This window comes from Variovorax sp. 05T418 (assembly GCF_056396385.1).
The window spans coordinates 1-24,136 of sequence record NZ_JBFTLJ010000019.1 but is presented as its reverse complement, the minus strand read 5'-3'; the positions used below and the strand labels follow the sequence as shown (position 1 = coordinate 24,136).

20 protein-coding genes and 2 pseudogenes are annotated in these 24,136 nt (G+C 68.2%); 3 read left to right on the top strand and 19 right to left on the bottom strand.

Annotated elements, in window-relative coordinates; all coding sequences use genetic code 11:
* Positions 1–43 precede the first annotated feature (43 nt).
* Positions 44–2,053 (top strand): AsmA family protein, encoded by a 2,010-nt coding sequence (locus tag AC1DMS_RS27750; protein WP_478182008.1) that lies wholly within the window; start codon positions 44–46, stop codon positions 2,051–2,053.
* 38 nt (positions 2,054–2,091) lie between these two features.
* Here AC1DMS_RS27750 and AC1DMS_RS27745 read toward each other — a convergent pair whose 3' ends face one another.
* Genes AC1DMS_RS27745 through AC1DMS_RS27730 form a run of 4 tightly spaced genes read right to left on the bottom strand, consistent with a single transcriptional unit; the run spans position 2,092 to position 3,222 of the window.
* Positions 2,092–2,349, bottom strand: coding sequence for a hypothetical protein (locus tag AC1DMS_RS27745; RefSeq protein ID WP_018906777.1), 258 nt, complete (start codon positions 2,347–2,349; stop codon positions 2,092–2,094).
* A 28-nt stretch (positions 2,350–2,377) separates the two neighbouring features.
* Positions 2,378–2,623, bottom strand: a complete 246-nt coding sequence (locus AC1DMS_RS27740) for a hypothetical protein (RefSeq protein ID WP_062365599.1) — start codon at positions 2,621–2,623, stop codon at positions 2,378–2,380.
* Positions 2,616–3,077: a hypothetical protein gene (locus AC1DMS_RS27735; RefSeq protein ID WP_244883713.1), complete on the bottom strand. Its 462-nt coding sequence runs from the start codon at positions 3,075–3,077 to the stop codon at positions 2,616–2,618. Before AC1DMS_RS27735 ends, AC1DMS_RS27740 begins: the two co-directional genes overlap by 8 nt.
* 4 nt (positions 3,078–3,081) lie before the next feature.
* The gene (locus tag AC1DMS_RS27730) at positions 3,082–3,222 is read right to left on the bottom strand and encodes a hypothetical protein (RefSeq protein ID WP_169804846.1); all 141 of its coding nucleotides are present in this window, start codon (positions 3,220–3,222) and stop codon (positions 3,082–3,084) included.
* Positions 3,223–3,538: 316 nt separating this feature from the next.
* Between AC1DMS_RS27730 and AC1DMS_RS27725 the strand changes: the two genes are divergently transcribed.
* Positions 3,539–3,820, top strand: a complete 282-nt coding sequence (locus AC1DMS_RS27725) for an HU family DNA-binding protein (protein WP_015867040.1) — start codon at positions 3,539–3,541, stop codon at positions 3,818–3,820.
* Between the two features lie 21 nt (positions 3,821–3,841).
* Here the strand turns inward: AC1DMS_RS27725 and AC1DMS_RS27720 are convergent, their stop codons facing one another.
* The 14 genes from AC1DMS_RS27720 to AC1DMS_RS27655 form a co-directional block, all read right to left on the bottom strand.
* Positions 3,842–7,249 (bottom strand): efflux transporter outer membrane subunit, encoded by a 3,408-nt coding sequence (locus tag AC1DMS_RS27720; RefSeq protein WP_062365598.1) that lies wholly within the window; start codon positions 7,247–7,249, stop codon positions 3,842–3,844.
* Positions 7,237–8,586 carry a hypothetical protein gene (locus tag AC1DMS_RS27715; RefSeq protein ID WP_018906773.1) on the bottom strand — a complete coding sequence of 450 codons (1,350 nt, stop codon included), beginning with the start codon at positions 8,584–8,586 and terminating at the stop codon, positions 7,237–7,239. Before AC1DMS_RS27715 ends, AC1DMS_RS27720 begins: the two co-directional genes overlap by 13 nt.
* Before the next feature lie 43 nt (positions 8,587–8,629).
* A complete protein-coding gene (locus tag AC1DMS_RS27710; protein ID WP_278877538.1) occupies positions 8,630–9,931 on the bottom strand; it encodes an HlyD family secretion protein in 1,302 nt (433 codons plus the stop codon).
* A 469-nt stretch (positions 9,932–10,400) separates the two neighbouring features.
* On the bottom strand, positions 10,401–11,330 hold the full coding sequence (locus AC1DMS_RS27705; RefSeq protein ID WP_155736630.1) for a class I SAM-dependent methyltransferase: 930 nt from the start codon (positions 11,328–11,330) through the stop codon (positions 10,401–10,403).
* Between the two features lie 137 nt (positions 11,331–11,467).
* Complete coding sequence (locus tag AC1DMS_RS27700) at positions 11,468–12,226, bottom strand: enoyl-CoA hydratase (protein WP_062365596.1); 759 nt, start codon at positions 12,224–12,226, stop codon at positions 11,468–11,470.
* Positions 12,223–13,404, bottom strand: a complete 1,182-nt coding sequence (locus AC1DMS_RS27695) for a CaiB/BaiF CoA transferase family protein (RefSeq protein WP_062365595.1) — start codon at positions 13,402–13,404, stop codon at positions 12,223–12,225. The genes AC1DMS_RS27700 and AC1DMS_RS27695 overlap by 4 nt, the downstream gene beginning before the upstream one ends.
* Before the next feature lie 4 nt (positions 13,405–13,408).
* Positions 13,409–14,383 (bottom strand): Bug family tripartite tricarboxylate transporter substrate binding protein, encoded by a 975-nt coding sequence (locus AC1DMS_RS27690; RefSeq protein WP_062365594.1) that lies wholly within the window; start codon positions 14,381–14,383, stop codon positions 13,409–13,411.
* A 133-nt stretch (positions 14,384–14,516) separates the two neighbouring features.
* Complete coding sequence (locus AC1DMS_RS27685; RefSeq protein ID WP_062365593.1) at positions 14,517–15,410, bottom strand: LysR family transcriptional regulator; 894 nt, start codon at positions 15,408–15,410, stop codon at positions 14,517–14,519.
* A gap of 19 nt (positions 15,411–15,429) precedes the next feature.
* Positions 15,430–16,137, bottom strand: a complete 708-nt coding sequence (locus AC1DMS_RS27680) for a GntR family transcriptional regulator (protein WP_018906766.1) — start codon at positions 16,135–16,137, stop codon at positions 15,430–15,432.
* A gap of 63 nt (positions 16,138–16,200) precedes the next feature.
* Entirely contained in the window at positions 16,201–16,956 is a 756-nt protein-coding gene (locus AC1DMS_RS27675) for an aspartate/glutamate racemase family protein (RefSeq protein ID WP_062365592.1), read from the bottom strand.
* 22 nt (positions 16,957–16,978) lie between these two features.
* Entirely contained in the window at positions 16,979–18,406 is a 1,428-nt protein-coding gene (gene hydA, locus AC1DMS_RS27670) for a dihydropyrimidinase (protein WP_478182007.1), read from the bottom strand.
* A 55-nt stretch (positions 18,407–18,461) separates the two neighbouring features.
* Positions 18,462–19,190 (bottom strand): maleate cis-trans isomerase family protein, encoded by a 729-nt coding sequence (locus AC1DMS_RS27665; RefSeq protein ID WP_478182006.1) that lies wholly within the window; start codon positions 19,188–19,190, stop codon positions 18,462–18,464.
* A gap of 8 nt (positions 19,191–19,198) precedes the next feature.
* Complete coding sequence (locus AC1DMS_RS27660; RefSeq protein ID WP_062365589.1) at positions 19,199–20,401, bottom strand: serine hydrolase domain-containing protein; 1,203 nt, start codon at positions 20,399–20,401, stop codon at positions 19,199–19,201.
* A 29-nt stretch (positions 20,402–20,430) separates the two neighbouring features.
* Positions 20,431–21,750: an MFS transporter gene (locus AC1DMS_RS27655; RefSeq protein WP_015867054.1), complete on the bottom strand. Its 1,320-nt coding sequence runs from the start codon at positions 21,748–21,750 to the stop codon at positions 20,431–20,433.
* Between the two features lie 461 nt (positions 21,751–22,211).
* On the opposite strand from AC1DMS_RS27655, the pseudogene AC1DMS_RS27650 reads away from it, so the two are divergent.
* Positions 22,212–22,311, top strand: a pseudogene (locus AC1DMS_RS27650) (XRE family transcriptional regulator); the annotation flags it as partial.
* Positions 22,312–22,414: 103 nt separating this feature from the next.
* Here AC1DMS_RS27650 and AC1DMS_RS27645 read toward each other — a convergent pair.
* Positions 22,415–24,133 (bottom strand): annotated as a pseudogene (locus AC1DMS_RS27645) (acyl-CoA dehydrogenase); the annotation flags it as partial.
* Positions 24,134–24,136 lie beyond the last annotated feature (3 nt).

The following is a 24,136-nucleotide window of genomic DNA, read 5'->3' as shown; positions in this document are numbered from 1 at the left end:
TGCAATGGCTGCATTGCGCAAGGGCCGCTTCAAGGGAGTGAAAATGAAATCATCGATGTTTCCCCGCGCCGTGGGCTGGGGCCTGCTTCTGCTGTCGGCCCTCGCGGCGCTGTGCATCGCGGTCCTGTTGAGCTTCGACTGGAACCGCGCCCGGCCCTGGATCAACCAGCGCGTGAGCGAAGCAACCGGCCGCCCGTTCGCGATCCGCGGCGACCTGGCGCTGCAGTGGTCGAGCCCCGAAGCCGAAACGGGCTGGCGCCGCTGGGTGCCCTGGCCGAGGCTGAGCGCACAGGACATCACGCTGGGCAATGCCGACTGGGGCAAGACCGGTCCGCACCTGGCCGAGATCCGGCAGCTGACCTTCTCGCTGAACCCGCTGCCCCTGCTGAACCACACGATCCGCATTCCCACGCTCGAGCTCGCCGGCCCCGTTCTTTCGCTCGAACGCACCGCGGACGGCAAGAACAACTGGACGCTGGCCGCCGGCGGCGGCGCGGAGCCCTCGAGCTGGAAGCTCGACCTGCAGCGGCTGGTGCTGAGCCAGGGCACGGTGAAGCTGGCCGATGCAACGGCAAGGCTCGATCTCAAGGTCGACATCGACAGCCTGCCCGCGGAAAGCGCCGAAGGCTACGGCATCGGCTGGAAGCTCGGCGGCACCTTCCGCCAGACGCCGGTGCAGGGAAGCGGCAAGGCCGGCGCCGTGCTCTCGCTGCAGCAGGACACCAAGCCCTACCCCTTGCAGGCCGGCGTGCAGGTGGGTGCCACGCGCATCGACATCGCCGGCACGCTGACCAAGCCCGACGCGCTGGCCGCGCTGGACCTGCGGCTCAAGCTGTCGGGCGCGAGCATGGCGCACCTGTATCCCATCACCGGCATCACGCTGCCCAATACGCCGCCGTTCAGCACCGAAGGCCATCTGGTCGGCAAGCTCGACAAGGCCGGCGGGCGCTGGCTGTACGAGAACTTCAAGGGCCGCGTGGGTGCCAGCGACATTGCGGGCACGCTGGAGTACGTCTCGCAGCAGCCGCGGCCGCTGCTGCGCGGCCAGGTGCAGTCCAACCAGCTGCGGCTGGAAGACCTGGCGCCCTTGATCGGCGCCGATTCGAACGCGAGCAAGGCCAAGCGGGGCGCCCCGGCCGTCCAACCGGCGGGCAAGGTGCTGCCGGTGGAGAAGTTCGATACCGCAAGCTGGGGCAGCATCGATGCGGACGTCAAGTTTGCCGGCCGCAAGATCTTCCACGCGAAGGACCTGCCCATCGACAGCCTGGTGGCGGATCTTCACCTGAAGGACAGCGTGCTCTCGCTCACGCCGTTGAGCTTTGGCGTGGCAGGCGGCACCGTGGCCGCCACGGTCAAGCTCGACGGCCGGCAGGACCCGATCCGCGCCAACCTGCAGCTGTCGGCGCGCCGGCTCCGGATCAAGGAACTCTTCCCGACGCTCGACACCCTGCAGGCCAGCCTGGGCGAAGTCGGCGGCGACGCGGCGCTGTCCGCCTCCGGCAACTCCGTCGCGGCCCTGCTGGGCACTTCGAACGGCGAGGTGAAGGCGCTGGTGAGCAAGGGCACGGTGAGCAAGTTCCTGCTCGAGGCCATGGGACTGAACATCGGCAGCGTGGTGGCGACCCAGCTGTTCGGCGACAGGCAGGTCCAGCTGAACTGCCTGGCGAGCGATTTCAAGGTGACGCAGGGCGTCATGCAGACGCGCTCCTTCGTGCTGGACACGGACGAATCGGTCGTCAACGTGAGCGGGCTCATCGATCTTTCCAAGGAACAGCTCGCGCTGGAGATCCAGCCGCGCAACAAGGCGCTGCGCGTTCTTTCGCTGCGCTCGCCGCTGTACGTCCAGGGCACGTTCAAGAACCCCGACGTCGGCGTCGACAAGGGTGCCGTGGCGCTCAAGCTGGGTTCCGCGATTGCGCTGGGTGCGGTGGCGCCCGCCGCCGCGCTGCTGCCGCTCTTGAACATGGGCTCGCAGGAGTTCGCGCAATGCGCGCCGCTGGAGGAGGCCGCGCGCCAGAAGCCGAAGGCTGGCAAGCAGCCCGGGGCACGCTAGCGGCGCCGCGGGCCCGCTGCCCGCGCGGGGCTTTCTTTCTATTTTGAAAGCTTGGCCTGGACCGCCCGCTGCGCCAGGCAGGCCTGCGTGGCGCGATGCGTTGCGAGTCCGAAGCAGTGCGCCTCGGCCCGGCGGGCAAGCGCCTCGAGCGATCGGCGTTCCTGCGCCGCCGAAACCTGGAATTCGACCAGCCACTTCATGACCACGGCCATCACGATCAGGAGGCCGACCAGCGCGGCAACCAAGGTTCCGCGCCAGTCCTGGATGCGGAAGATCGACGGTGGGGGCTTGCTCATCGTTGTCGTCCGAGTCGGCAGAGGAGCACTAGCGCGGAAGCTCCGGGAAGAGCCACAGGCTCAAGCCAAGAATGACGCCCGCCCCGAGCGACACGACGGCCGCGGTCACGAACAGCGCCGCGGCAACGATGTTCGGCACCCGCATGGCGATGGCCAGGAAGGAAATGGTCGCCAGGGCATACAGGAGCACGGGCAGCAGGGCCAGCCAGGCCGGCCGCCCGGGCGGTGCCGGCGGCTCGTCCGGACTCGGGTCTGCGAGGAACGGACTACGCATGGAATCCCTTGCCGTGGAAGGCGGCGCGCAAATCGGCATCGCTCGCGGGGGAAAGGATCATCTGCGAACGCCATCCGCTGACAGCCGACCGCGACAGCGCCTCCCGCGCATGGGGCAGCTCGGTCGGATGCGCCATGAAGAACACGTGAACGCGCTGGCCGAGCGCGCTCCACGCGTCGGCAATGAGCGCCACGACCGGCGCTGCATCCGCGTGCAGTCCAAGAAGAATGGCATCGAAGCGCCGGCCTTCGCGGGCGGCGTCGATCAGGCCATGAAGATGCGCGAAGGAGGCGTGGTCGAGGCCGATGGCTTTCAGCGAACTGCCGGTGCACAGGCGTTGCAGGGCGTCGGAGTCCACCAGCGCGATCCGGTTCTGGCGGAGCGTGGGTGCAGATGTCATGGAGGTGGCGGCTTGGTGTTCCCGGCCGGGGTCGGGCCTGCGGTCCGGGAACACCGGGTCAGCAGTTGCCCTTCTTGGCTTGCCCAGGAGGGCAGAAGCCGCCCTTGCCCGGGCCTGGCCCCGGGTCCGCCACAACGCAGGCGCTCAGGAGCAAGGTCATCGCAAACGAGAAGATCACGGTGGCGGCTGTTTTTTTCATGCGGACTCCTTGGTTGAAATTGCCTGGCGCTGCTTCAGATGGCGCCGTGGCCATCAGCGAGGCGACAAGATATGTGAATTACTAACATTTAGACAGGAAATGCTTCACGATCGGCTTTGGTTTACGTGAGAAACCGTAACCAGCCCTCCGTTCTGCCCAGTACTTCACGAATGCGCGAAGCGGACATCCGTCACAGGTGTGCAGATTTAGAAGCACATCTGCAGGCCCGGGCGGGAATCCGGCCGCCGCATTCGGTCAAACTCGGGTACGACCCTCCGTGGTTTTCACAAATGTTCTATCGAAAGGAATTCCTGTTTTGAACAAGACCGAACTCATCGCCGCCATTGCAGAAGACACCAACCTCAGCAAGGCCGACGCCGGCCGCGCCTTCGACTCGGCGCTCGAACAACTCTCGCGCGCCCTGGTGCGTGGGGAGACGGTGCAGCTGATCGGCTTTGGCACCTTCAGCGTGGCCGACCGTGCCGAGCGCACCGGCCGCAATCCGTCGACCGGCGAGCAGATCACGATCAAGGCGAGCAAGAGCGCGAAATTCGCGGCCGGCAAGGCGCTGAAGGACGCCATCAACCAGGTCGGCTGACCGTCCCCGGGGGGCGGCGGCTCAGGCCTGTGCGCCCTGCCACCCTCCGCCCAGCGCCTTGTAGAGGTTGACCCTGTTCACGGCCTCCTTGAGCTGCAGCTCGATCAGCTGCTGCTGCTCGGCATAGAGCTCGCGCTGGGCGTCCTGGCTCGCAAAATAGTCTTCCAGGCCACTGCGGAAGCGCGTACGCGCAATGCTCGCCACCTTCTCCAGCGCCTGCACGCGGGCCTGCTGCGCTTCCAGCTGCGGGCGCAGGTGGTCGTCGGCGATCAGGGCGTTGGCGGTTTCTCGGAATGCCATCTGCGCGGCACTTTCATAGGACGCCATGGCCGCTGCCAGCCGCTCCTCGTTGGCCGTGATGTTGGCCGAGCGGCGGCCCCAGTCGAACAGCGGCAGCGACACCCCCAGCACCCCGGCCCAGCTGCTGTTGCCGCTGCTCAGCAGCGTCGACAGCTCCCGGCTCACTCCGCCCGCGAGCGCGGTGAGCGAGATGGTCGGCAGCATCGCGGCCTTGGCCGCGCCCACGCCCGAATTGGCCGCCTCGACGCGCGAATAGGCCGCCAGCAGGTCGGGCCGGCGCTGCAGCAGGCTGGACGGCAGGCCGGCCGCCACCTGCGCAGTGGAGCGCTCCGGCCACGGCCGTGCGCTGCCCGTGTCGGGCGACACCGGCTGGCCGACCAGCACGTTCAGCCACTGGAGATCCTGCGCGACGCGCATGCGGAATTCTTCCTGCTTGACGCGGGCGTTCTGCAGCAGCGACTGCGCGCGGTACACGTCCAGCTGCGCCGCACCGCCCGCCGCCTTGGCGCGCCCGATCATGTCGGCATTGGCGGCCAGGCCGGACTCGTTGGCATTGGCCAGCGCGAGCAGGGCGCGGTCGGCGCGCAGCGTGAGGTAGGCATTCGACACCTCTCCCACCAGGTTCATGTGGGCGGCCGCAAAGTCCTTGTTGCCCGCCTCGGCCAGCGAGCCGGTCTGCTGGGTCGCGCTCTGCTGGCGGCCGAAGAAGTCGAGCTCGTACGAGGTCACGCCGGCCTGGATGTCGAAGCTGTTCGATGTCCGGCCGTCGGTCGGAATGTTGCCCAGCGGGCTGAGCGAGCCCTGCGGGGTGGTCTGCGCCCGCTGCGCATGGCCCGACAGCCCGATCTGCGGAAACAGCGAGGCGCGGCTGCCGGCATACACGGCCCGGGCTTCGCGGGCACGCGCGGCATAGGCGCGCAGGTCGCGGTTCTGCGCGAGGGCGGTGGTGATGAGCCCGCGCAGTTCGTCGTCCTGCACGAAGCTGCGCCAGTCGACGGGTTCCGCGTTCGGCGCCGTCGTGCCGGCCGGCCATTGCGAAGGCACCGTCAGGTCGGGCTGCTTGAGCGGCGGCGTGAGATTGCATCCGCTCACCACCAGAACCACGCAGGTCGCCAGCACCAGCAGCAGCAGCCGCAGGGACAGGCGCACGAAGCCGGCGCCGGGAGATCCGAAGCCCGCGCTCGCCAGCAAGGCCGAGGCGGCCTTCCATGGCCGCACCTGGACCGCGACGTGGCTCGGCGGCACGTTGAACACGTGGCTCACCAATTGCTCTCGCTGAGCCTCGGTCCCGGCAAAGCGCAGCTCGGCGCCCGCGGAACTCCTGGCGGCCAGGCGGGCCGGAAGCCATCCCACCGGGTCGACGTAGACCTCCAGCGGCTGTCCCACGCGCAGGCGTTTCAGCAGGGCCTTGGCCTCCAGCAGCGCGCCATCGGCCGCGATGTTGACGAAGCGCGATTCGCCCTCGCCCGCCGCGGTGCGCACCCGGGTGCGCGCACGCCAGGGGAAGCGCTCTTCCTGCTCCGGCCGCGGCAGGTCGACGCAGGCCATGAGCGCGGCCAGGCACAGCAGCAGTGCGATACCGGTCCACACCAGATTGAGCTCGTCGCCAGGCGTGAGCGCCTCGCCGCTCAGCGCGACCGACGCGCCGCCGAGCTGCAGCGCCAGCAGAAGCCCGCCGAACATCGCGACCAGCTTCCAGTGCACGACGGTCTTGGTGCGGTCCAGCCCCTTGTTCGTCACCTTGAAGGGCCGCCCGAAGGGCCGCAGCATGGCGCTGGCCAGCGTGCTGGTGACGGCCATGGCCGCCACCAGCTGGCTCACCTCGCTGAACACGGGCAGGCAGCGCCGCCCGCTGATCCAGTAGCTGTAGGCCCAGAACATGAGGAGCGGCGGCAGCCCGAAGGAGGCAAAGGCCTGCGGCGTGGCATGGAACACCGACACTCCGGCATACCAGTAGAGCGCCGGCGCCAGCATGACCATGGCCATGAACGGCTTGCCGAGCCAGTGCAGCAGCCCGTGCAGGAAGTGCATCCGCGCCGAGAAACTGAAGCCCCGGCCGCGCAGCGGGCCGTTGGGCAGCAGCGCGAGCTGCACCGTGCCCAGGCACCAGCGGCTGCGCTGGTTGATGTAGTCGATGATGCTCTCGGCCGACAGGCCGTTCGACAGCCGCTCGCCGAGCCAGCGCGTGATGTGGCCGTGGCGCAGCAGCAGGTAGGTGGTGTGGATGTCCTCGCACACGCTGCCCACCGGAAAGCCGCCCGCGGCGGTGATCAGGTCGCGCCGCACGATGAAGGAAGTGCCCACGCAGAAGGCCGAGTCGGCGGCATCCTTGGCCGGCTGCAGCACGTCGAAGAACACGCGCTGCTCGTCGACCCAGCTGTCGGTGGCGCGCAGGTTGTGCTGGATGGGGTCGGCGTTGTAATAGAACTGCGGCGTCTGCACCAGCCCGACCTTGCGGTCCGCGAACAGGCCCAGCATGCGGTAGACGATCTGGCGCTGCGGCGCGAAGTCGGCATCGAGCACCAGGATGTAGGGCGCATTGGTCACGCCCGCCGACAGCCGCAGGCCGTTGTTGAGGTTGCCGGCCTTGGCATGGCTGTTGTCGGGCCGGCGCGCGTAGTGCACGCCCTTGCGTTCGCAATACTCGCGCAGCCAGTCGCGACGGGTGTCGTCGAGCACCCACACGTTCAGGTTCGGGTAGTCGATGGCCTGCGCGGCAATGACGGTCTTCTCCAGCACCGCCAGATCCTCGTTGTACGTGCAGATGAACACGTCCACGGCCGGCACCTGCGCACCGCGGCCGCGCAGCAGGGCTTCGCCGCGGTCGGCCAGCTGGTGGTTGTCGCGCCGCCGCACCAGCATGTGGATGGACATCAGCGTGTAGACGATGGCCGTGAGCTCGAAGCACAGGAACACCCAGGCGAACAGGGTCTCGAAGCCCAGGTCCGACGGCGGCATGGTCGCAACCACGCGCCAGACGGCATAGCGCATCAGCAGCAGCGCGGTCAGCGCGCCGAACAGCACGCGGTGGGAGGTGCGGTCGATCCGCCCCCACGTCATCAGGAGGAGGGCCAGGCCCGCGACGAGTGCGTTGAGCTGGAACTCCGGTGTGGCGATCAGGTGGGACATGGTGACGTAGCTCCTGTTGCGGCGGTCTTGCCGGTGAAGGGGTTGAACCCCGTGGCGGCCAGCGCGATCCAGGCAGTCGCGCCCAAGTGTGGCCAGCGGTAGTAGAAGAAGTCGGCGCCGGTCGAGTCGGGGCCGATGGCCAGCCCCGTCGATATGCGGGCACTGGGGGTGGCGTAGTACAGGCCGTTGCCGGCGCGCTGCGAGGCCAGCAGCTGCCACAGGGCTTCGGGCGCCGCGCCCTTGCGCGCCACCAGCGTGGCGGCGGCCTGGGCGGTGCCCTCGGTCCAGATGCCGTCGGGGCTGCGCGAGAAGCCGTAGCCTTCGCCGAAGCGATGGTGCTTCTCCACCCAGTCGAGCCCGCGCATCCAGGGGCAGGAACCCTCGGGCGCCGCCAGCAGCGGCCACAGCTGGGCATCCAGGCCGGAGCCATCCGTGGCGATGGTGGCGCCGTCTTCCTTGGTGCCGATGTTGAAGCGCTGCTCCGATGCGTTCCACATGCGGCTGACGAATTCGAGCGCGGTGCGCGCCTGCCGGCGTTCGGCTTCGGCCTCGCCGCCGGCGCTCTTCGCCGCCCAGGCGGCCGCCACCGCGATGTCGATGTTGTGCTCGGTGGATTTCCAGGTCTGGGCGCGCTGCGCGTTGTCCCAGCCGTACCAGCCGCCGTTGTAGCCGTCGGGGGCGTTGCGCGCGCGGGTGCGCTGCTCGATCCAGCCGAGCAGCCGGCGCGCGCCCGCCAGGTAGGCGGGCGAAGGCTCGGCCTCGTTCAGGTTCAGCAGCAGCAAGGCGGCCCAGGCCACGTTGCCGGTGGCCGTGCTCACCTGGTAGGCATCGGCGATCCACTGGTTCTTGGCCGCATCCCAACGCCCCGGCAGCGCGGCCTTTTCCTCGGTCATCGGGCCGGCGCGGTAGGCGTTGCGAACGCGCCCGTCGGCCGTGTTCGGGTCGCGCTCCATCGCGCGCACCACCGCGTCGCCGATGCGCCGGGCCGAGGCTGCGTCGCCGCAGGCCAGGAGCGCGATGCCCGCGAGCGCGTTGTCATAGGTGAAGGCGGCGCCCGCCAATGCAGGTTCCAGCGGCGTGCCCTGCTTCGGGTCGGCGACGCGGTAGCTGGCCAGGAACAGCGGTCCGGAAGCCGCGCCCTTCTGGTCCTCCGCCACCGCGCGCCGCAGCCCCTCGCAGCTTTGCCGCGCCAGCGTTTGCTGGGTGGCGCTGGCGGCTTGCGGGCCGGGCGGCCGGCCCGCAGACGGCTGGGCGAGCGCTGCGGACAGCGGCAAGGCCAGTGCCATCGATGCGGCAAGGCAGGACGCCAGGGGCCGGGAAAACGGGAAGACCGACATGGTTCTGTTCCGATGCATGCAAGGGGTGCATTGGCGCCTGCGCTCAGGACCTGAGGCTGGCCGACACCACCTTGCCGGGCGCGCACATGTTGCTGCCGCCGTCCGGCGGAGCCTCCTGCGGCTCCTTGCCTTCGATGCGGGCCACGGCGTAGATGGAGCCCTGCTCGGCATACGGGAACGGCACGCTGTAGGTGCTCTGCAGCGCATCCGAGGCCACGGGCAGCAGCTGCTCCACGCGCGCCGGCATCGACTTGGCGGAATCGTCGAGCTTCACGTCGAGCACGGAGCCGATGCCCAGCCGCTTGGCCACGCGCGCCGGGAACACCGCCACCACGCCGAGCCGGCTGCAATCGGTCACCCGCACCAGCGAGGCACCTGCCGTGACATACGCGCCTTCGGGTGCGAGCACGGAGTGGACCTGCCCGGCCTGGGACGCCTTGATTTCATAGAAGGAGAGCTTCTCCACCCGGCGGCGCTCCTCTTCCTCGAGGTCGCGGACCTCCTTGAGCTGCTTGAAGATGGCGGTGGCGTCCTGCTGGGCGCGCCCGACGCTGTTGCGCAGCGCCTCGCGGCGGCTGGCGAGCGTCTGGAACAGGTTGCTGCCGCCGGTGCCCACGAAGGCACCCTGCCCGGCGCTCGCCACCGTCTGGGCCTGACCCGCGAAGGACTGTTCCGCCACCGCGGCATTGGCGCGCGCCGTGTTCAGCTGCGCCATCGAGGCGTTCATCACCTGCTCGCTGATCGCGCCCTGCTCCAGCAGCGCCTGGTTGGTGCGGACCTTGTTCTCCTGCTCTTCCACCACGCTGTGCGCCACGTCGCGCTGGCGCCGGGCGATCTGCCAGGCCTCCCAGGCCTGCGCCAGCGAGGCCTCGCGGTGCACGCCGGCTTCCTGCCCGACGGACCGCATCTCCTGGTTGTCGGACTTGTACTGGTTGCCGAGCTGGGCCAGCTGGCTTTGCAGCGACAGGCGCTGCGACCTCAGGGTGGTGAGGATTTCCTGGCTCACGGTCGGGTTGCGCACCGTGGCCACGATGGTGCCGGGCTCCACCTTGTCGCGCGCATGCACCACCATCTGCGACACCACGCCGTTGATCGGCGAAGTGATCAGCCCCACCGGCGCCTGCAGGACGGCGCGGGTGGCCTGCGAAGACAGCAGCGGCTGGACCAGCGTGGCAACCATCAGCCACAGCACGAAGGCCAGCAGCGCATAGGCCGCCAGCTTGGGAACGAAGGCGCCCGATTGCCTTCGCCGGCCGTTCCGGCCCAGGGCGCGAGCGCTCGCGGCGCCAGCGATGCGCCGCTGGCGAAGAGAAAAGAGAACCGAATCCGGTTTTGACACACGCATAGCCACCTCTCGTGAGAACCACGTAGCGCCGCCCACAAGCGGCGCGACACCAAGATTGAAAGACCGCCCGCAGCAAGCCGACGCCAAGCCACAGGCCTGCGTCCGCATGTTGCGGTGCAATATCAAGGTACGTCGAAACCCTGGTCAGGACTGCTTCGGTGCGAAACAAGATGTGCTGAATTCACATTCCGGCAACACCGATGGTCGGGTAAAAGTCCTACATTGGCGTCGGATAGCGCGCCATTGACCACAAAAGGCCGCATCAGGCATGCGGACTGATGCGAGGCTCGGGTTTCCCCTGGGAAGCCCTCAGCGGGGCACGCCAAAGCGCGGTTCGCCGGGCCCTCCGGCATTTGAACGCGCAGCCGTCGGCAAGTGGGCAAAAGGAAGATTCGGTAACGATACCGATCGTGTCTGCGCCGCGCTCCGGGCGGCTTCGCGGTGCTAACCGGGTGTGAGAACCTCGGGATCAGCGGTCCGGGACCGCCGCCACAGCCGCTGCGGGATCGCCGCGGCGCCTTGCCACGCACATCAGCGACAGCGCGCTCGTAGGCGACGAGGGCCGCCGGCCGGACAGCATGTTGCCCAGCCGGTATTTCCATTTCGCCGGCCCCACCACGCCGCGCAGCGCATCGGCGCCGATCTGGTGGTTGTGCGGGTAGACGCTCACCTCGAAGCCCAGCGGTTCCAGCGTCGAATGGAAGAATTCCTTCGTGACCCCGTCGCCCGGCTGGTGATGGACCTCGGTCCGCAGCCCCCACGACTGCTGGCTGCCGGTCTTGTGGAAGCCATGCCCGATCGCCCGGTAGACCCACAGCCGCGCATCCCACATCAGCTTGGCAAGGCCCTTGTAATCCCAGGCGGTGAGCTGCGGATCATGGTCGGTGACCAGGAGGCCATGCGGCTTCACCAGCCGCGCCCCCTCGCGCAGCACGGCGGCCATGTCGTCGCAGTGGTGCAGCGACGCATTGATGGCAACGATGTCCGCCACCTGCGAGCGAAAAGGGGTGTAGGCCGCATCGGCCAGCACCGCCGTGTAGCCCAGCTTGGCCGCCAGCTCCAGCGAGCCGGGCGCCACGTCCACGCCGATCAGCAGCCGCGGCTTGCCGCCGAGGGTGGCAAAGATGTTGCCCGGCCCGCAGCCCAGGTCGATGACCACCTTGTCGGTCCAGTCGCCGGCAGCCGCGAGCCACCGGCTCCTGAAATGCGCATCGCGGTGGCAGAAATCCAGATATTCCTGCGCCCACTGCGCATTTCCAAAATAAGTGGCATTGGCGGTAATGGCGTCGGTTTTGCGTTCGAGTCCCGATTCGAAGTAAGCACCCGAGCGTTTCAAGCTCGCGTGTGGCAATAAGATGTCTCCAATCATCTTGAATCCTTCAAAAATCTGGGCCGGCATCGAGACAAGTTATGCTTAAGAATTACATGACTTTCGAATCCGCTGTTAGCTTTTTTAATACGTTTACAAGCTGCGTGATTTAAAAACTGACCTGCTGGTTACCCCATTTGGGTGATATCAGGCATCGATATTCGCCGTCATCGGCCAATGAAAGCGGCCACACCGTCGCGAAATGCCTGGCTGCCATACACCTCCTCGACCAGGTCATCGTCGTCCAGCCGCTGCTCGACGACGAGGCGGCGGATGCTCTCCTTCACGGCCTTGTGCGTGACCGGCGACAGCGCCATGAGCCGCACTGCCAGCGCATGCGCAGCGGCATCGAGTTCGCCCGCCGTGCAGACGGCGTGCACATAGCCGCAGGCCAGCGTTTCCTCGGCCGTCAGGTGGTCGGCCAGCAGCAGCATCCGCTTGACCCGCGGCACGCCCAGGGCGGCCTGCAGCCGCGCGATGTTGCGCGACGACAAGGTGTTGGACAGCGTTCCCGCAATCGGCGCGCCGAAGCGCGAGGCGTCGCTGCAGACCCGGAAATCGCAGGCCGTGGCCAGGGCCAGGCCGCCGCCCACGGCCCAGCCGTCGATCACGGCCACAGTGGGTACCGCGATGCGCTCGACCGCATCGATGACGCGCTCCACGAAGGCTTCGTAGGCGATGCCGTCGCGGCCGCCGCGAAAGCCCTTGAAATGGGCGATGTCCGTGCCCGCGATGAAGGACTTGCCGCCCGCCCCCTTGAACAGCACGCTGCGTACCGCCGGGTTGCGCGCGCACGCGCCGATGCGCTCGAGCAGCGCCTCGTACATCTCCCGCGTCATCGCGTTGTGGCGTTCGGGGCGATGGATCACGATCTCGGCCACGCCCGAGGCGTGAACGCGGAGCTGCACGCATTCAGCTGAACTCACAAGGCCTCCGCCGCGCCGGCTGGCGTGTTGATCTCGGCCAGGATTTCCTCGTTGTGCTCGCCCAGCAGCGGCGGATGCCGGCGCACCTGCTGCGGCGTACCCAGCAGCTTGACCGGAAAGCCGATGTTCTTGACCTTGCCCTCGATCGGATGGTCGATCTCCATGCACATGCGGCGGTGCCTGCCGTGCTCGCCCTCGAAGGCCTCCGGATACGACAGGATGGGGCCGGCCGGGATGCCGGCGGCCAGCATGGCGTCGATCCAGTCGGCGCTGTCGCGCTGGCCGAACTCCCGTTCGAGCGCCTCGATCAGCGCCTCGCGGTGCTTCAGGCGCTGCGACACGCTCGCGTAGTCCGGGTGCGCGGCGAGGTCCGGCCGCTGCAGCAGTTCGCACAGCCGGGTCCAGAGCTTCTGGTTGGTCGCGCCCATCACGAAGTAGCCGTCGCGCGCCTTGACCGCCTGGTAGGGCGCGCTCATCTTGTTGCTGGTGCCCAGCGGCGCCGGCGGCACGCCCGTGCCCCAGTACGCGGACATGTCCCAGACCGAGAAGGCCATGGCCGCGTCGAACAGCGAGGCGTCGATGTGCTGGCCCACGCCCGACTTCTGCGCGCCGATGTAGGCCGCGAGCAGCGCATAGGTGGCAAACAGCGCGCAGCCGATGTCGGCCACCGGCACGCCGGCCTTGACCGGCTTCTCGCCGGGGTAGCCGGTCACGCTCATCACGCCGGACATGGCCTGCGCCATCAGGTCGAAGCCCGGCCGCTCGGCCCAGGGGCCGCTCTGGCCGAAGCCGGAGATGCTGACGTACACGATCTTCGGGTGGATCTTTTTGATCGACTCGTAGTCGATGCCCAGGCGCTGCACCGCGCCGGGACGGTAGTTCTCGACGATCACATCGGCGGTCCGGGCCAGCTTGTAGAAGGACGCGCGGTCCTCCTCGTTCTTGAGGTCCAGCGTCAGCGAGCGCTTGTTGCGGTTCATGTTCAGGAAGCCCATGCTGTCCGGCCCCTTCATCTTGAAGCCCATGGCGCCGCGGGTCTGGTCGCCGCCCGGCGGCTCGACCTTGATCACGTCGGCGCCCAGGTCGGCCAGCAGCATGCAGGCGAACGGCCCGGCCATGACCTGGCTCACGTCCAGCACCCGGATGCCCTGCAGCGGCAGTTGTCGCGCGTGGTTCATTTTTTCAGCCCTCCTCGGTGACCTTGGCGGTGCGCACCACCTCGCCCCATTTCTTGAACTCGGCAGCCATGAAGGCCGCGAACTTGTCGACCGATCCGCCGCCGTCCTCCACGCCATAGCCATCGAAGCGCGCCACCACATCGGGCAGCGCCAGCACCTTGTTGATGTCGGCATTGATCTGCAGGGCCAGGTCCCTGGACATGTCCCTGGGGCCCACCACGCCATACCAGCTGGACACGTCGAAGCCCTTGAAGCCCTGCTCGTCCATGGTCGGCATTTCAGGAAAGCCCTTGGCGCGCTGCAGGCGCGTCTGCACGATGCCCGCCATGCGCCCGGCCTTGACCTGCGCCGTGGCGGCCGTCATGGTGTCGAAGCTGTAGTCGATCTGGCCGCCGATCAGGTCCGTCTGCATCGGGCCCGAGCCCTTGTAGGGCACGTGGATGCTCTTGACCTCGGCCGCCATGTTGAACATCGCGGCCGCCAGGTGCTGCACCGATCCCGTGCCGGAGGAGCCGAAGCTGATCTTCCCCGGGCTTTGCCTGCACTGCTCGGCCACTTCCTTGACCGAGCCGGCGGAGTTCTTCGCGCGGGTCACCAGGATGTGCGGCGTGGCACCGACCATGGCAATGGGCGCGAAGTCCTTCAGCGGGTCGTAGCTGATGCTCTTGAAGATGTGCGGCGAGATGGCATGCGTGTTGACGTGCGCCATCAGCAGGTTCACGCCCTCGGTGAAGCGGGTGCGTGCAAAGAAGTCCGCAGCCAGTGCGCCGGTGGCGCCGGGCTTGTTCTCGACCACCACCGAGCGGCCCCACAGCTGCGACAGCTGCTGGCCCACGATGCGCGCGAACACGTCGGTGCCGCCGCCGGGCGCCCAGCCCACGTAGATCTTGACGATGCCCTTGGGCAGCTCCGTGGCTCCCAGGGCCCAGGGCGCGGCCAGCGCGCCGGCGCTGGCCGCGATGAAGTCTCGGCGTTTCATGTGTGCGTCCTCTGTCTCTGCTGTAGTAGTGCCGCTACTCTCCCGTAGCGCAGAGGACGTCGCAAGAATGTGGAAGGCATGCCTGGCTTCGTGATCCGCGAAGCCAGGGCCGCAGGAACGCTGCTTTCTTCTTCTAGGTGCTGATGCCGATCAGCTGGGCCACCACGTTGCGCAAGGTCTGCTCCTGCGCATGGCCTTCGACACACGACAGCACATAGGCGCGCTGGTGCCAGTCGCCCTCGATCTCGGCCGAGCCCAGGTCGTCTTCCGGATGGAAGCTGCGCAGCACCTCGGGCGGCATCAGGCCCACACCCAGGCCATGGCGCACCAGCGCCAGCATGGTGTCGAAGCCGCTGGTCGAGAAGTTGTTGGGGAACGACCGGCCGCGGCTGCGGTAGGCCCCTTGCAAGGCCGACAGGATCGCCGAGCCCTTGCCGAGGCTCACCACCGGCAGGTCCAGGAAGTCGTCGATGCCCACCGGCCGCTGCGCCGCAAACTGGAAATGCCGGCGGCTGTACACGAGCACCAGCCGGTCCTGCCGGTAGTCGAACTTCGGCAGGTCCAGGAACCCGCTCTTCTTCTCGTAGATGCCGACGTCGATCACCTTGTCGCGCAGCAGCTGCTGCACGATCTTGCTGTTCTCTTCCAGGATCTTCAGCGTGATCTGCGGGTAGGCGTCACGCAGCCGGGCGATGTCCTTCGCCAGGAACTGGATGATGGCTGCCTTCGGCGCGCCGATGAGAATGCGCCCGTCCTGCCCGCGCCCCAGCACCTGGGCATCGCCCTCGAGCCGGCCGATGAGGTTGTCGATCTGCCGGATGTGCGCCATCAGCCGGTTGCCGGCCTCGGTGACGAGCACGCCGTGCGCCACCCGCTTGAACAGCCTGGCGCCCAGCTGCGCCTCCAGGTCGCTCACGCGCTTGGAGGCAGCCGCCACCGCCAGGTTCAGCCGGTCGGCAGCCCGGGAAATGCTGCCTTCCTCGGCGATGCACAGGACCAGCTGGACGGTGGTGGAGTCGAGCTTCATGGCGCCGCCGGCCGCACCGTCAGCTGAACACGCTCTCCAGATCGGCTTCTTCCGCGCTGCTGTCCAGCTTCAGGCTCTGCTCGATGTGGTCGAGGTGATGGAGCATCAGCTTCTCGGCGCGCTGGGCGTCGCCGCGGTTCACCGCCGCGACGATTTCCTCGTGCTCGTCCGCGCGGCAGCTGGTGGCGGTGGGCGCGTCGTACAGCGAGATGATCAGGCAGGTCAGCGCCGACAGCTCGCGCATCGAGCGGGCCAGCGCGGAGTTGCCGGCGAGCTCGGCCAGCAGCACATGGAATTCGCCCGACAGGCGCACGATGGCGCGCTTGTCGTCGCGGCTGCGCGCCTCGGCCTCCAGGTCGATGTGGCGGCGCAGGCGCTGGCGCTTGACGTCGTCGAGCGTGCGGACGAGCCGGCGCAGAACGCCCGGCTCGATCAGCCGGCGCGCCTCGAACACGTCCTGCGCCTGCTCGATGGTCGGCTTGGCGACGAAGGCCCCCTTCTGCGGAACCAGCTCGACGATCTGCTCGTGCGCCAGCCGGGCCAGCACTTCGCGCACCTTCGCGCGGCTGGTGGCGAAGATCGCGGCCAGCCGGTCCTCGCCGAGCTTGGTGCCCGGCGCGAGCCGGTGCTCGAGGATCGCCGCCGAGATCTTCTCGGCAATCTCGTCGACGCTGTGCTCGCGGGAGTTGGCGGCACTGGTCTTGCGTACTGAAGCTTTGGTGGACATCGCAGCCGATTCTATCGACGAGCCCTCCCCGCAGCCGGCTTGCGCGCGGCGCCCCCGGCGGCCTCAGGCGCGGCCGGCATCGCGGGCCAGGAGGCGTGACAGTGCATCGGGCAGTCCCTGGTTCGGCTTGACCGGCGGCGGCGCGAAACTGCCCCTGCGCGCCGGCGCGGGCGCCAGCGATGCGAGCGTCTGCGCATGGCAGACGGCGCTGGACACGCCGTCCACCACGGGCACCGGGATCCGGTCCTTGATCGAGCGCGCAAGGCCCGCCAGCGGCGCGCCGGCGATGATGATCACGTCCGCGCCGTCGTCCTCGACGGCCGACATGCACAGGGCCTCGAGGCGCTCGCCATGGTCGTCCTGCACGCTGCCGATGTCCTTGAGCGGCCCCTCCAGGCTGCGGATGCTCGCAAGCCGCTCCAGGAGCCCGTTGGCCTGCACGCACTCGCGGTACCAGGCCGTGATGCGGCGCGAGATCGCGATGATGGAGAAGCGCTTGCCCAGCAGGCAGGCGCTCATCAGCGCGGCCTCGGTGAGGCCGACCACCGGAATGTCGAGCGCCTCGCGCAGGCCGTCGATGCCGGGGTCGCCGAAGGCCGCGACCACGATCGCATCGTGCCGCGCGTGGTGCTCCGCGACCAGCGTGGCGGCGGCATAGGCGCCGATCAGCGACTCGAACCGGGTCTCGATGTAGGCGACGCCGAAGGGCGCCGTCAGCACCTCGATGCGCGTGTCGCCGGCGGCCGCGCGGCGGGCCTCGGCCGCGATCAGGTCCGAGACGCTTTGCGAGGTGTTGGGGTTGATCAGCAGCAGGTTCATGGCAATGTCTCCAGCGTGAGGCTTAGGCGGGTCGACGGGTGGGCAGCAAGGTGGGCCCGGCCCGGCGCAGGAATTCGCCGCGCCCGGCGCGCGGATGGAAGCGCTCGCCGTCCCACACGACTTCGCCGCGCGCCAATGTCAGCGCGGGCCATGCCTTGACGTCGATGCCTTCGTAGGGCGTGTAGTCGACATCGTGGTGCAGGTCAGCGTTGCGGATGGCGCGCGGCGTGGTGCCCCACACCACGAGGTCGGCATCGGCGCCGACGGCGATCGTGCCCTTGCGCGGATGCAGGCCGTAGGCCTTGGCGGGATTGGTGGAGGTGAGCTCGACGAAGCGGTTGATCGTGATGCGCCCGTCGAGCACGCCGTGCGAGAACAGGAGCGGCAGCCGCGTCTCGATGCCCGGAATGCCGTTGGGAATGTGGCGGAAGGCCACCTCTTCGCCGCCGGGCTTCTTGCCCTCGGGCGCGTCGTAGCGGAACGGCGCGTGGTCCGACGAGAAGATGGTGAACAGCCCGTCGGCGAGGCCGTTCCAGATCACCTGCTGGTTCTCGCGGTTGCGCGGCGGCGGGCTGCAGACGCAGCGCGCGCCCTGGTAGCTGTCGTCGATGCCCAGGTCCTCGGCCGTCAGGAACAGGTACTGCGGGCAGGTCTCGGCAAACACGCTCAGGCCGTGCGCGCGCGCCCAGCGGATCTGCTCGACGGCTTCGCGGCCCGACACGTGCACGATCATGATCGGCACGTCGACCAGCTCCGACAGCGCGATCGCGCGGTGGGTCGCCTCGCGCTCCACCAGCATCGGCCGCGCATGCGCATGGAAGCGCGGCGCGGTGCGGCCGCTGGCTTCGAGCCGCTTGGTCAGCCACTCGATGCAGTCGGCGTTCTCGGCATGGATCATGGCCATCGCGCCGTGCTCCCTGGCCACCGCCAGCACGTCGAGGATCTGGCCGTCGTCTAGCTTCAGGTCGTCGTAGGTCATGTAGATCTTGAACGAGGTGTAGCCCTCGGCGATCAGCTGCGGCAGCTCGTGCTTGAGCACCTCCTCCGTCGGGTCGCTCACGATCAGGTGGAAGGCGTGGTCGACGTGGGCACGGCCTTCGGCGCGCCGGTGGTAGTCCTGCACGGCGGCGCGCAGCGACTGGCCCTTGTGCTGCGCCGCGAACGGGATCACCGTGGTGGTGCCGCCGCAGGCCGCGGCGCGGGTGCCGGTGTCGAAGTCGTCGGCCATGCGCACCGGCGGCTCCATCGGCTGGTCGAGGTGGCAGTGGGCATCGACGCCGCCCGGCGTCACGTAGCGGCCGGCGGCGTCGATCTCGCGCCGCCCGGGGGGCAGCGCGAGGCCCAGCTGCACGATGCGGCCGTCGCGGATGCCGATGTCCGAATCGAAGGTGTCGCTGGCGGTGGCAACGCGGGCGTTGCGCACCACGAGGTCGAGGTCGCGGAAGGTCATGGTCTTTCTTCTGTGGGTCTGTCTGTGTCTTGTCTGCGCGGCTGCGCGACGGCGTTCAGGCCGGCGGCCCGAACAGCCGGCCCCAACCCCGCACGGCGCGGGGATCGATGCCGACGGTCTTCAGCGCCCGCCACACCACGGTGGCGACGGAGTCGTAGATCGGGATGCCGAGCTCGCGCTCCATCTCCTCGACCAACTGCGCGCCGTGCAGGTTGGTGCACATGATGGTGATCGCGTCGGGCCGCTGCTGCGCCACTTCGCGCAGCATGCGGCGCAGCGTGTCGGCGTCGACTTCGCTGAATGCGAAGTTCACCGTCAGCCCGAGGTGCCGCTCGGCCACGCAGTCGATGCCGATGCCCGCGTAGTTGGCAACGATGCGCCGCTGCACGTCCTCGACATAGGGCGACACCAGGCCGAGCGTGCGCGCGCCCTGCGCGACCAGCAGCTCGTTGAGCGCCAGCACCGAGGTGCTGGCCGCAATGCCGGTCGCCTCGGTGATGCGGGCGCACAGCGCCCGGTCCTTCTCGAAGCCGAGCCAGCTGGCCGAGGTGCCGCTCCAGCAGATCGTGTCGACGCGCGCATCGGCCAGCAGCCGCGCGGCCTCGAGGATCTTGCTGTCGTCGAACTGGCTGAGCGAGGCGCCGCGCAGCGAGATCTCGGTGACGGTGAAGCGCGAGAAGTGCGCCGAGACGCCGGGCACGCCGCTGACCATTGCGCTGGTCAGCGGCTCCAGCGCGGTGTTCGAGGAAGGCGTGAGCACGCCGATGAGTTTGCGTGGGGTCATGGTCGTCTTCAGAGGCGAGGGGTGTCGGTCGGGTCGGCCGGTGCGCCCGGCTTTCCCTGGTGGCGCGAGGCCAGGTCGAGCTCGTGCGCCAGGGCCTTGCGGCGGGCGGGCGTCGGCCCGGCATGCGAGGGATTGTCGAGCGCGGGCAGCACGAAGTCATTGACCATCTTGCGGATCGCCAGCACGTTCTTCGACTCGCGCAGGCCGCCTTCGATGGGCAGCATGCTGGTCATCACGACCACCGCGTTGCGCTCGGGCAGCGCCACGATGAACTGGCCCTTGAAGCCCATGGCATGCACCTCGGGCTCGGTGGCGACGATGTCGTTGATCCACCAGAACTGGCCGTACCACGGCGCGGACGACGGCGCGGTCATGGTCCGCATCCAGGCCTGCGACACGATCTGCCGGCCGTTCCAGCGCCCGCCGGAGAGCACCAGCATGCCGAGCTTGGCCATGTCGATCGCGCGCAGCCGCAGGCCCCAGCCAGCCGACACCAGCCCCTTGCCGTCGGCGCGCTCCCAGGCGTAGTGCGCCATGCCCATCGGCTTGAAGATCTTCTGCTCGGCAAAGGCCTGCAGCGGCATGCCGGCGTCGGCGCCCAGCGTTGCGCTCGCAAGGATCGGGTTGACGTCGGTGTAGTCGAAGGCCTCGCCGGGCGGGCGCCTGGGCGTGGTCTCGGCGGCGAGCTTCAGGCGGTCGGGCGCGCCGTAGTAGATCGGGTCGTCGGTCGGCTTGAAGTCGTAGAACAGGCCGGTCGACATCGACATCACGTGCCGCAGCTCGATGGCCTGCTTGTCCGCGAGTGCCGCCTTCAGGTCGGGGCGCGCCTTGGCCAGCACGGGCGCCACCTTCTCGTCGAGGCGGCTGCGGCCCTCGTCGATCAGCACGCCCGCAGCCAGCGCGGTGACGTTCTTGGTGATCGAGTAGAGCTCGTAGTTGTGGTCGCGGCCGAGCCCCCGGCTGTAGCGCTCGAAGACCAGCTTGCCGTCCTTGATCACGAGGAAGCTGCGCACGTCGAGGTCTTCCTTGCGGATCCACTCGGACAGCCGCACCAGCGGACGCGAATCGACGCCGACGGCCTCGGGCACTGCGGCGGCGACGGCGGGCCCGGCGTCATCGGCCGGGGCCACGGATTGGGCCAGCGCGGCACCGGCCGAGGCCAGGTTCAGGGCCAGCGCGATGGCCGCAAGGCGGACATGGGACATGGACATGGTTGTCTTCTCCTGGAGGGTTGCGTGCCTCAGACCGGCAGCTTCTTGCTGTAGTCGATCAGCATCGTCGAGCAGACGAACAAGCCCGCGCCCGCGGCCGTGAACAGCATCAGCGCCATGAAGTACGAGCCGGTGGCCTGCACGATCAGGCCCACCACGATCGGCACGCCGATGCCCGCCACGTTGCCGCCCAGGTTCATGGTGCCGCCGAGAAAGCCGACCCGGGCGCGCGTGCCGAGGATCGAGGGCACGCACCAGAACAGGCCGCACCAGCGCAGGAAGAACAGCGTCACCGACAGCAGCACGACCACGGCGATCGGGTCCTTGATCTGCGTCACCATGAAGATGGCGATGGTCGCGATGATCGACGAGATGCCGAACAGCGTGCGCAGCACCTTGCTCTGCGAGGCGCCGGCCGCCTGCCACTTGTCGGCCAGCCAGCCGCCGAACATCTCGCCCACGAAGCCCGAGAAGAACATGATGAACACCGCGCCGCCCATCTGCTTGATGTCGAAGCCGTGCACCTTCGACAGGTAGTTGGGCATCCAGGTGAGCAGGCCGTAGAACAGCGCGTTGAAGCACATCCAGCCGAAGAACATGCCCCACACGGAGCGGAAGCGGAAGAAGTCGAGCACCCGTCCGCTCGCGTCCGCCGATTCCTTGGCCGCGTCGGCCGCATGGCTGGCCTCGATGAAGCGCGCCTCGGCCTCGTTCACGCCGGGATGCTGGCGCGGATGGTTGCGGATGTAGCGCCAGGCGAAGTAGCCGGCCAGCACGGTCCCGCCGCCGGCAATGGCGAACGCCATGCGCCAGGAGCCGAGCACGGCGATCAGCCCCGAGATCAGGATCGCGCCGAGCGCGGCGCCCAGCGGCGCGCCGCCATCGAGCAAGGTGGCGCCGCGGCCCCGTTCGGTCTGGGTCATCCAGATGCCGTTGAGCTTGCCGCCCGCAGGGTAGATCGGCGCCTCGGCCGCCCCCAGCCCCAGGCGGGTCAGCAGCAGCGGAACCCAGCCCGTGCAGGCGGCGGCAATCGCCTGGAAGAAGCCCCAGCCCAGCGTCGCGCCGGCAATCACCACGCGCGGACCGAAGCGGTCGGCCAGCATGCCGCCGGGAATCTGCATCAGCGCATAGGTCCAGAAGAAGGAGCTGAGCAGCAGGCCCTGCACCGCGGGGCCGATGTCGAATTCCTTGGCGATCAGCGGCATGGCCACCGACAGCGAGGCGCGGTCGATGTAGTTGATCGAGATCAGGAACAACATCATCAGGAAGATCTTCCAGCGCACCTTGGTGGGCTGGTGGGCTGGATTGGCGGTCGCCGCGGGCGCCGATACCGTCGTTGTCGATTGCATTGGTTGTCTCCTTGGAGGCGCACTGCCGCGGGGTCTGGACCCCGGGGCGCAATGGCGCTTCCCATCGCATGGTTGAAGCACGGCAAGCCGCTGTGCAAAGAGGCCCGTGCGCTCTTCGGCGCATCGGGGCTCCGCGGCCCATCGGCAGGACTGCAGCCGGCGCCGCTGCCGCTCTTCAGGCGTCGAACACAGGCTGTAGGGCGAATCTAAGTTTCGTCGACAATGTTGTCAACAATGATGTTGATATTTTGATCGACACTATCGTAAACACTTAGAGTGCTCCGACGTGGCGCCCAAGCTGCGACTTGTAGACAGCACAAAACGCGTCCCGGAGCGAGAACGGTTGTGCCCGGCGTGTTGATTGCCACCGCAAACTGACCCGGCTAACCCACTAATTTCCGTCTAGGACTGACCCACGCAAGACCCTACTCTGCTCATTTTTAAGGCAGGGGATCCGAGGAGTGATAGACGTGGCGACATTGAGTGTCATCAGACGCTGGGCCCTCCACGAGCAGATGTCCATTCACGAAATAGCCAGGCGTACAGGCCTGTCTCGCGACCCGCATGCCTACCTGCGCGACGTACCGACGAAGAGCTCCTGCCGCGTCGCTGGCGGCAGCGTTGACCGCTGCACTCGTCGTCAAGGCGAATGGCCCGAACGCACCTTGTTCAGGATGTGCTCGGCATAGAAGCGCGCGGTCGCGATCTTGGCCTGCATGAAGTCGACGTCGACGTTGTGCGACGCCAGGTCCGCTGCAATGATCAGCGAGCGCGCCAGCTGCCAGCCGGCCACGAGGTTGCCCGCAAGCATCAGGTAGGGCACGCTGCCTGCGAACACCGCGTTGGGCGAGGCCTTGGTCTGGCCCGCGACGAAGTCGACCACCTCGATGAAGGCCTCGCGCGCGGGCTTCAGGCGCTTGAGGACGGCGGCCGCGGCGGGGCTGCTGCTCCTGGCCAGTTCGGCCTCGGTCTTCTCGATCTGCGCGGCAATGGCCTTGGCGGTCTGGCCGCCGTCGCGCGCGGTCTTGCGGCCCACGAGGTCGTTGGCCTGGATCGCAGTGGTGCCCTCGTAGATCGTGAGGATCTTGGCGTCGCGGTAGTACTGCGCCGCGCCGGTCTCCTCGATGAAGCCCATGCCGCCATGCACCTGCACGCCCAGCGAGGTCACTTCCAGGCTCATCTCGGTGCTGTAGCCCTTCACGAGCGGCACCATGAATTCGTAGAAGGCCTGGTTCTGCTTGCGCGCCTCGGCATCGGGGTGGTGGTGCGCGGCGTCGTAGGCCGCGGCGGCCACGCTGGCCATGGCGCGGCAGCCTTCGGTGTAGGCACGCATGGTCATCAGCATGCGCTTGACGTCGGGGTGGTGGATGATGGGCGCGCTCGCGTTCATCGAACCATCGACGGGGCGGCTCTGCACGCGGTCCTTCGCATAGGCCACGGCGTGCTGGTAGGCACGCTCGGCAATCGCGATGCCCTGCATGCCCACGGCATAGCGGGCCGAGTTCATCATGATGAACATGTACTCGAGGCCGCGGTTCTCCTGGCCCACGAGATAACCGACGGCACCGCCGTGGTCGCCGTACTGCAGCACGGCGGTGGGGCTGGCCTTGATGCCCATCTTGTGCTCGATGCTCACGCAGTGCACGTCGTTGCGCGCACCGAGCGAGCCGTCCTTGCCGACGATGAACTTCGGCACCACGAACAGGCTGATGCCCTTCACGCCCTCGGGTGCGCCGGTCACGCGGGCCAGCACCAGGTGCACGATGTTCTCGGCCATGTCGTGCTCGCCGTAGGTGATGAAGATCTTGGTGCCGAAGACCTTGTAGGTGCCGTCAGGTTGCGGTTCGGCGCGGCTGCGCACCAGCGCAAGGTCGCTGCCGGCCTGCGGCTCGGTCAGGTTCATGGTGCCGGTCCACTGGCCGCTCACCAGCTTCTCGAGGTACACCGCCTTGAGCTCGTCGGAGCCGGCCGTGAGCAGCGCCTCGATGGCGCCGTCGCTCAAGAGCGGACACAGCGCGAAGCTCATGTTGGCCGAGTTGAGCATCTCGCCGCAGGCCGCGCCGATGGTCTTGGGCAGGCCCTGGCCGCCGAAGTCCGCCGGATGCTGCAGGCCCTGCCAGCCGCCCGACACGTACTGCGCAAAGGCTTCCTTGAAGCCCGGCGTGGTCGCGACCTGGCCGTCCTTGAAGGACGAGGGGTTGCGGTCGCCTTCGATGTTCAGCGGCGCCACCACGTCCTGGTTGAAGCGCGCGCATTCCTCGAGCACGGCCTGCGCGGTTTCGAGGCCGGCGTCCTCGAAGCCCGGCAGCCTGGCGATCTCGCCGATGTTGGCCAGGTGCTCGATGTCGAACAGCATGTCCTTGAGGGGGGCGGTGTAGCTCATCTC

Excerpts from the sequence above, each read along its gene's own strand:
- AC1DMS_RS27750 (WP_478182008.1), top strand. The coding sequence starts at position 44 with ATGAAATCATCGATGTTTCCCCGCGCCGTGGGCTGGGGCCTGCTTCTG.
- AC1DMS_RS27745 (WP_018906777.1), bottom strand. The coding sequence starts at position 2,349 with ATGAGCAAGCCCCCACCGTCGATCTTCCGCATCCAGGACTGGCGCGGA.
- AC1DMS_RS27740 (WP_062365599.1), bottom strand. The coding sequence starts at position 2,623 with ATGCGTAGTCCGTTCCTCGCAGACCCGAGTCCGGACGAGCCGCCGGCA.
- AC1DMS_RS27730 (WP_169804846.1), bottom strand. The coding sequence starts at position 3,222 with ATGAAAAAAACAGCCGCCACCGTGATCTTCTCGTTTGCGATGACCTTG.
- AC1DMS_RS27720 (WP_062365598.1), bottom strand. The coding sequence starts at position 7,249 with ATGTCCCACCTGATCGCCACACCGGAGTTCCAGCTCAACGCACTCGTC.
- AC1DMS_RS27715 (WP_018906773.1), bottom strand. The coding sequence starts at position 8,586 with ATGTCGGTCTTCCCGTTTTCCCGGCCCCTGGCGTCCTGCCTTGCCGCA.
- AC1DMS_RS27710 (WP_278877538.1), bottom strand. The coding sequence starts at position 9,931 with ATGCGTGTGTCAAAACCGGATTCGGTTCTCTTTTCTCTTCGCCAGCGG.
- AC1DMS_RS27705 (WP_155736630.1), bottom strand. The coding sequence starts at position 11,330 with ATGCCGGCCCAGATTTTTGAAGGATTCAAGATGATTGGAGACATCTTA.
- AC1DMS_RS27695 (WP_062365595.1), bottom strand. The coding sequence starts at position 13,404 with ATGAACCACGCGCGACAACTGCCGCTGCAGGGCATCCGGGTGCTGGAC.
- AC1DMS_RS27690 (WP_062365594.1), bottom strand. The coding sequence starts at position 14,383 with ATGAAACGCCGAGACTTCATCGCGGCCAGCGCCGGCGCGCTGGCCGCG.
- AC1DMS_RS27685 (WP_062365593.1), bottom strand. The coding sequence starts at position 15,410 with ATGAAGCTCGACTCCACCACCGTCCAGCTGGTCCTGTGCATCGCCGAG.
- AC1DMS_RS27680 (WP_018906766.1), bottom strand. The coding sequence starts at position 16,137 with ATGTCCACCAAAGCTTCAGTACGCAAGACCAGTGCCGCCAACTCCCGC.
- AC1DMS_RS27675 (WP_062365592.1), bottom strand. The coding sequence starts at position 16,956 with ATGAACCTGCTGCTGATCAACCCCAACACCTCGCAAAGCGTCTCGGAC.
- hydA (WP_478182007.1), bottom strand. The coding sequence starts at position 18,406 with ATGACCTTCCGCGACCTCGACCTCGTGGTGCGCAACGCCCGCGTTGCC.
- AC1DMS_RS27665 (WP_478182006.1), bottom strand. The coding sequence starts at position 19,190 with ATGACCCCACGCAAACTCATCGGCGTGCTCACGCCTTCCTCGAACACC.
- AC1DMS_RS27660 (WP_062365589.1), bottom strand. The coding sequence starts at position 20,401 with ATGTCCATGTCCCATGTCCGCCTTGCGGCCATCGCGCTGGCCCTGAAC.
- AC1DMS_RS27655 (WP_015867054.1), bottom strand. The coding sequence starts at position 21,750 with ATGCAATCGACAACGACGGTATCGGCGCCCGCGGCGACCGCCAATCCA.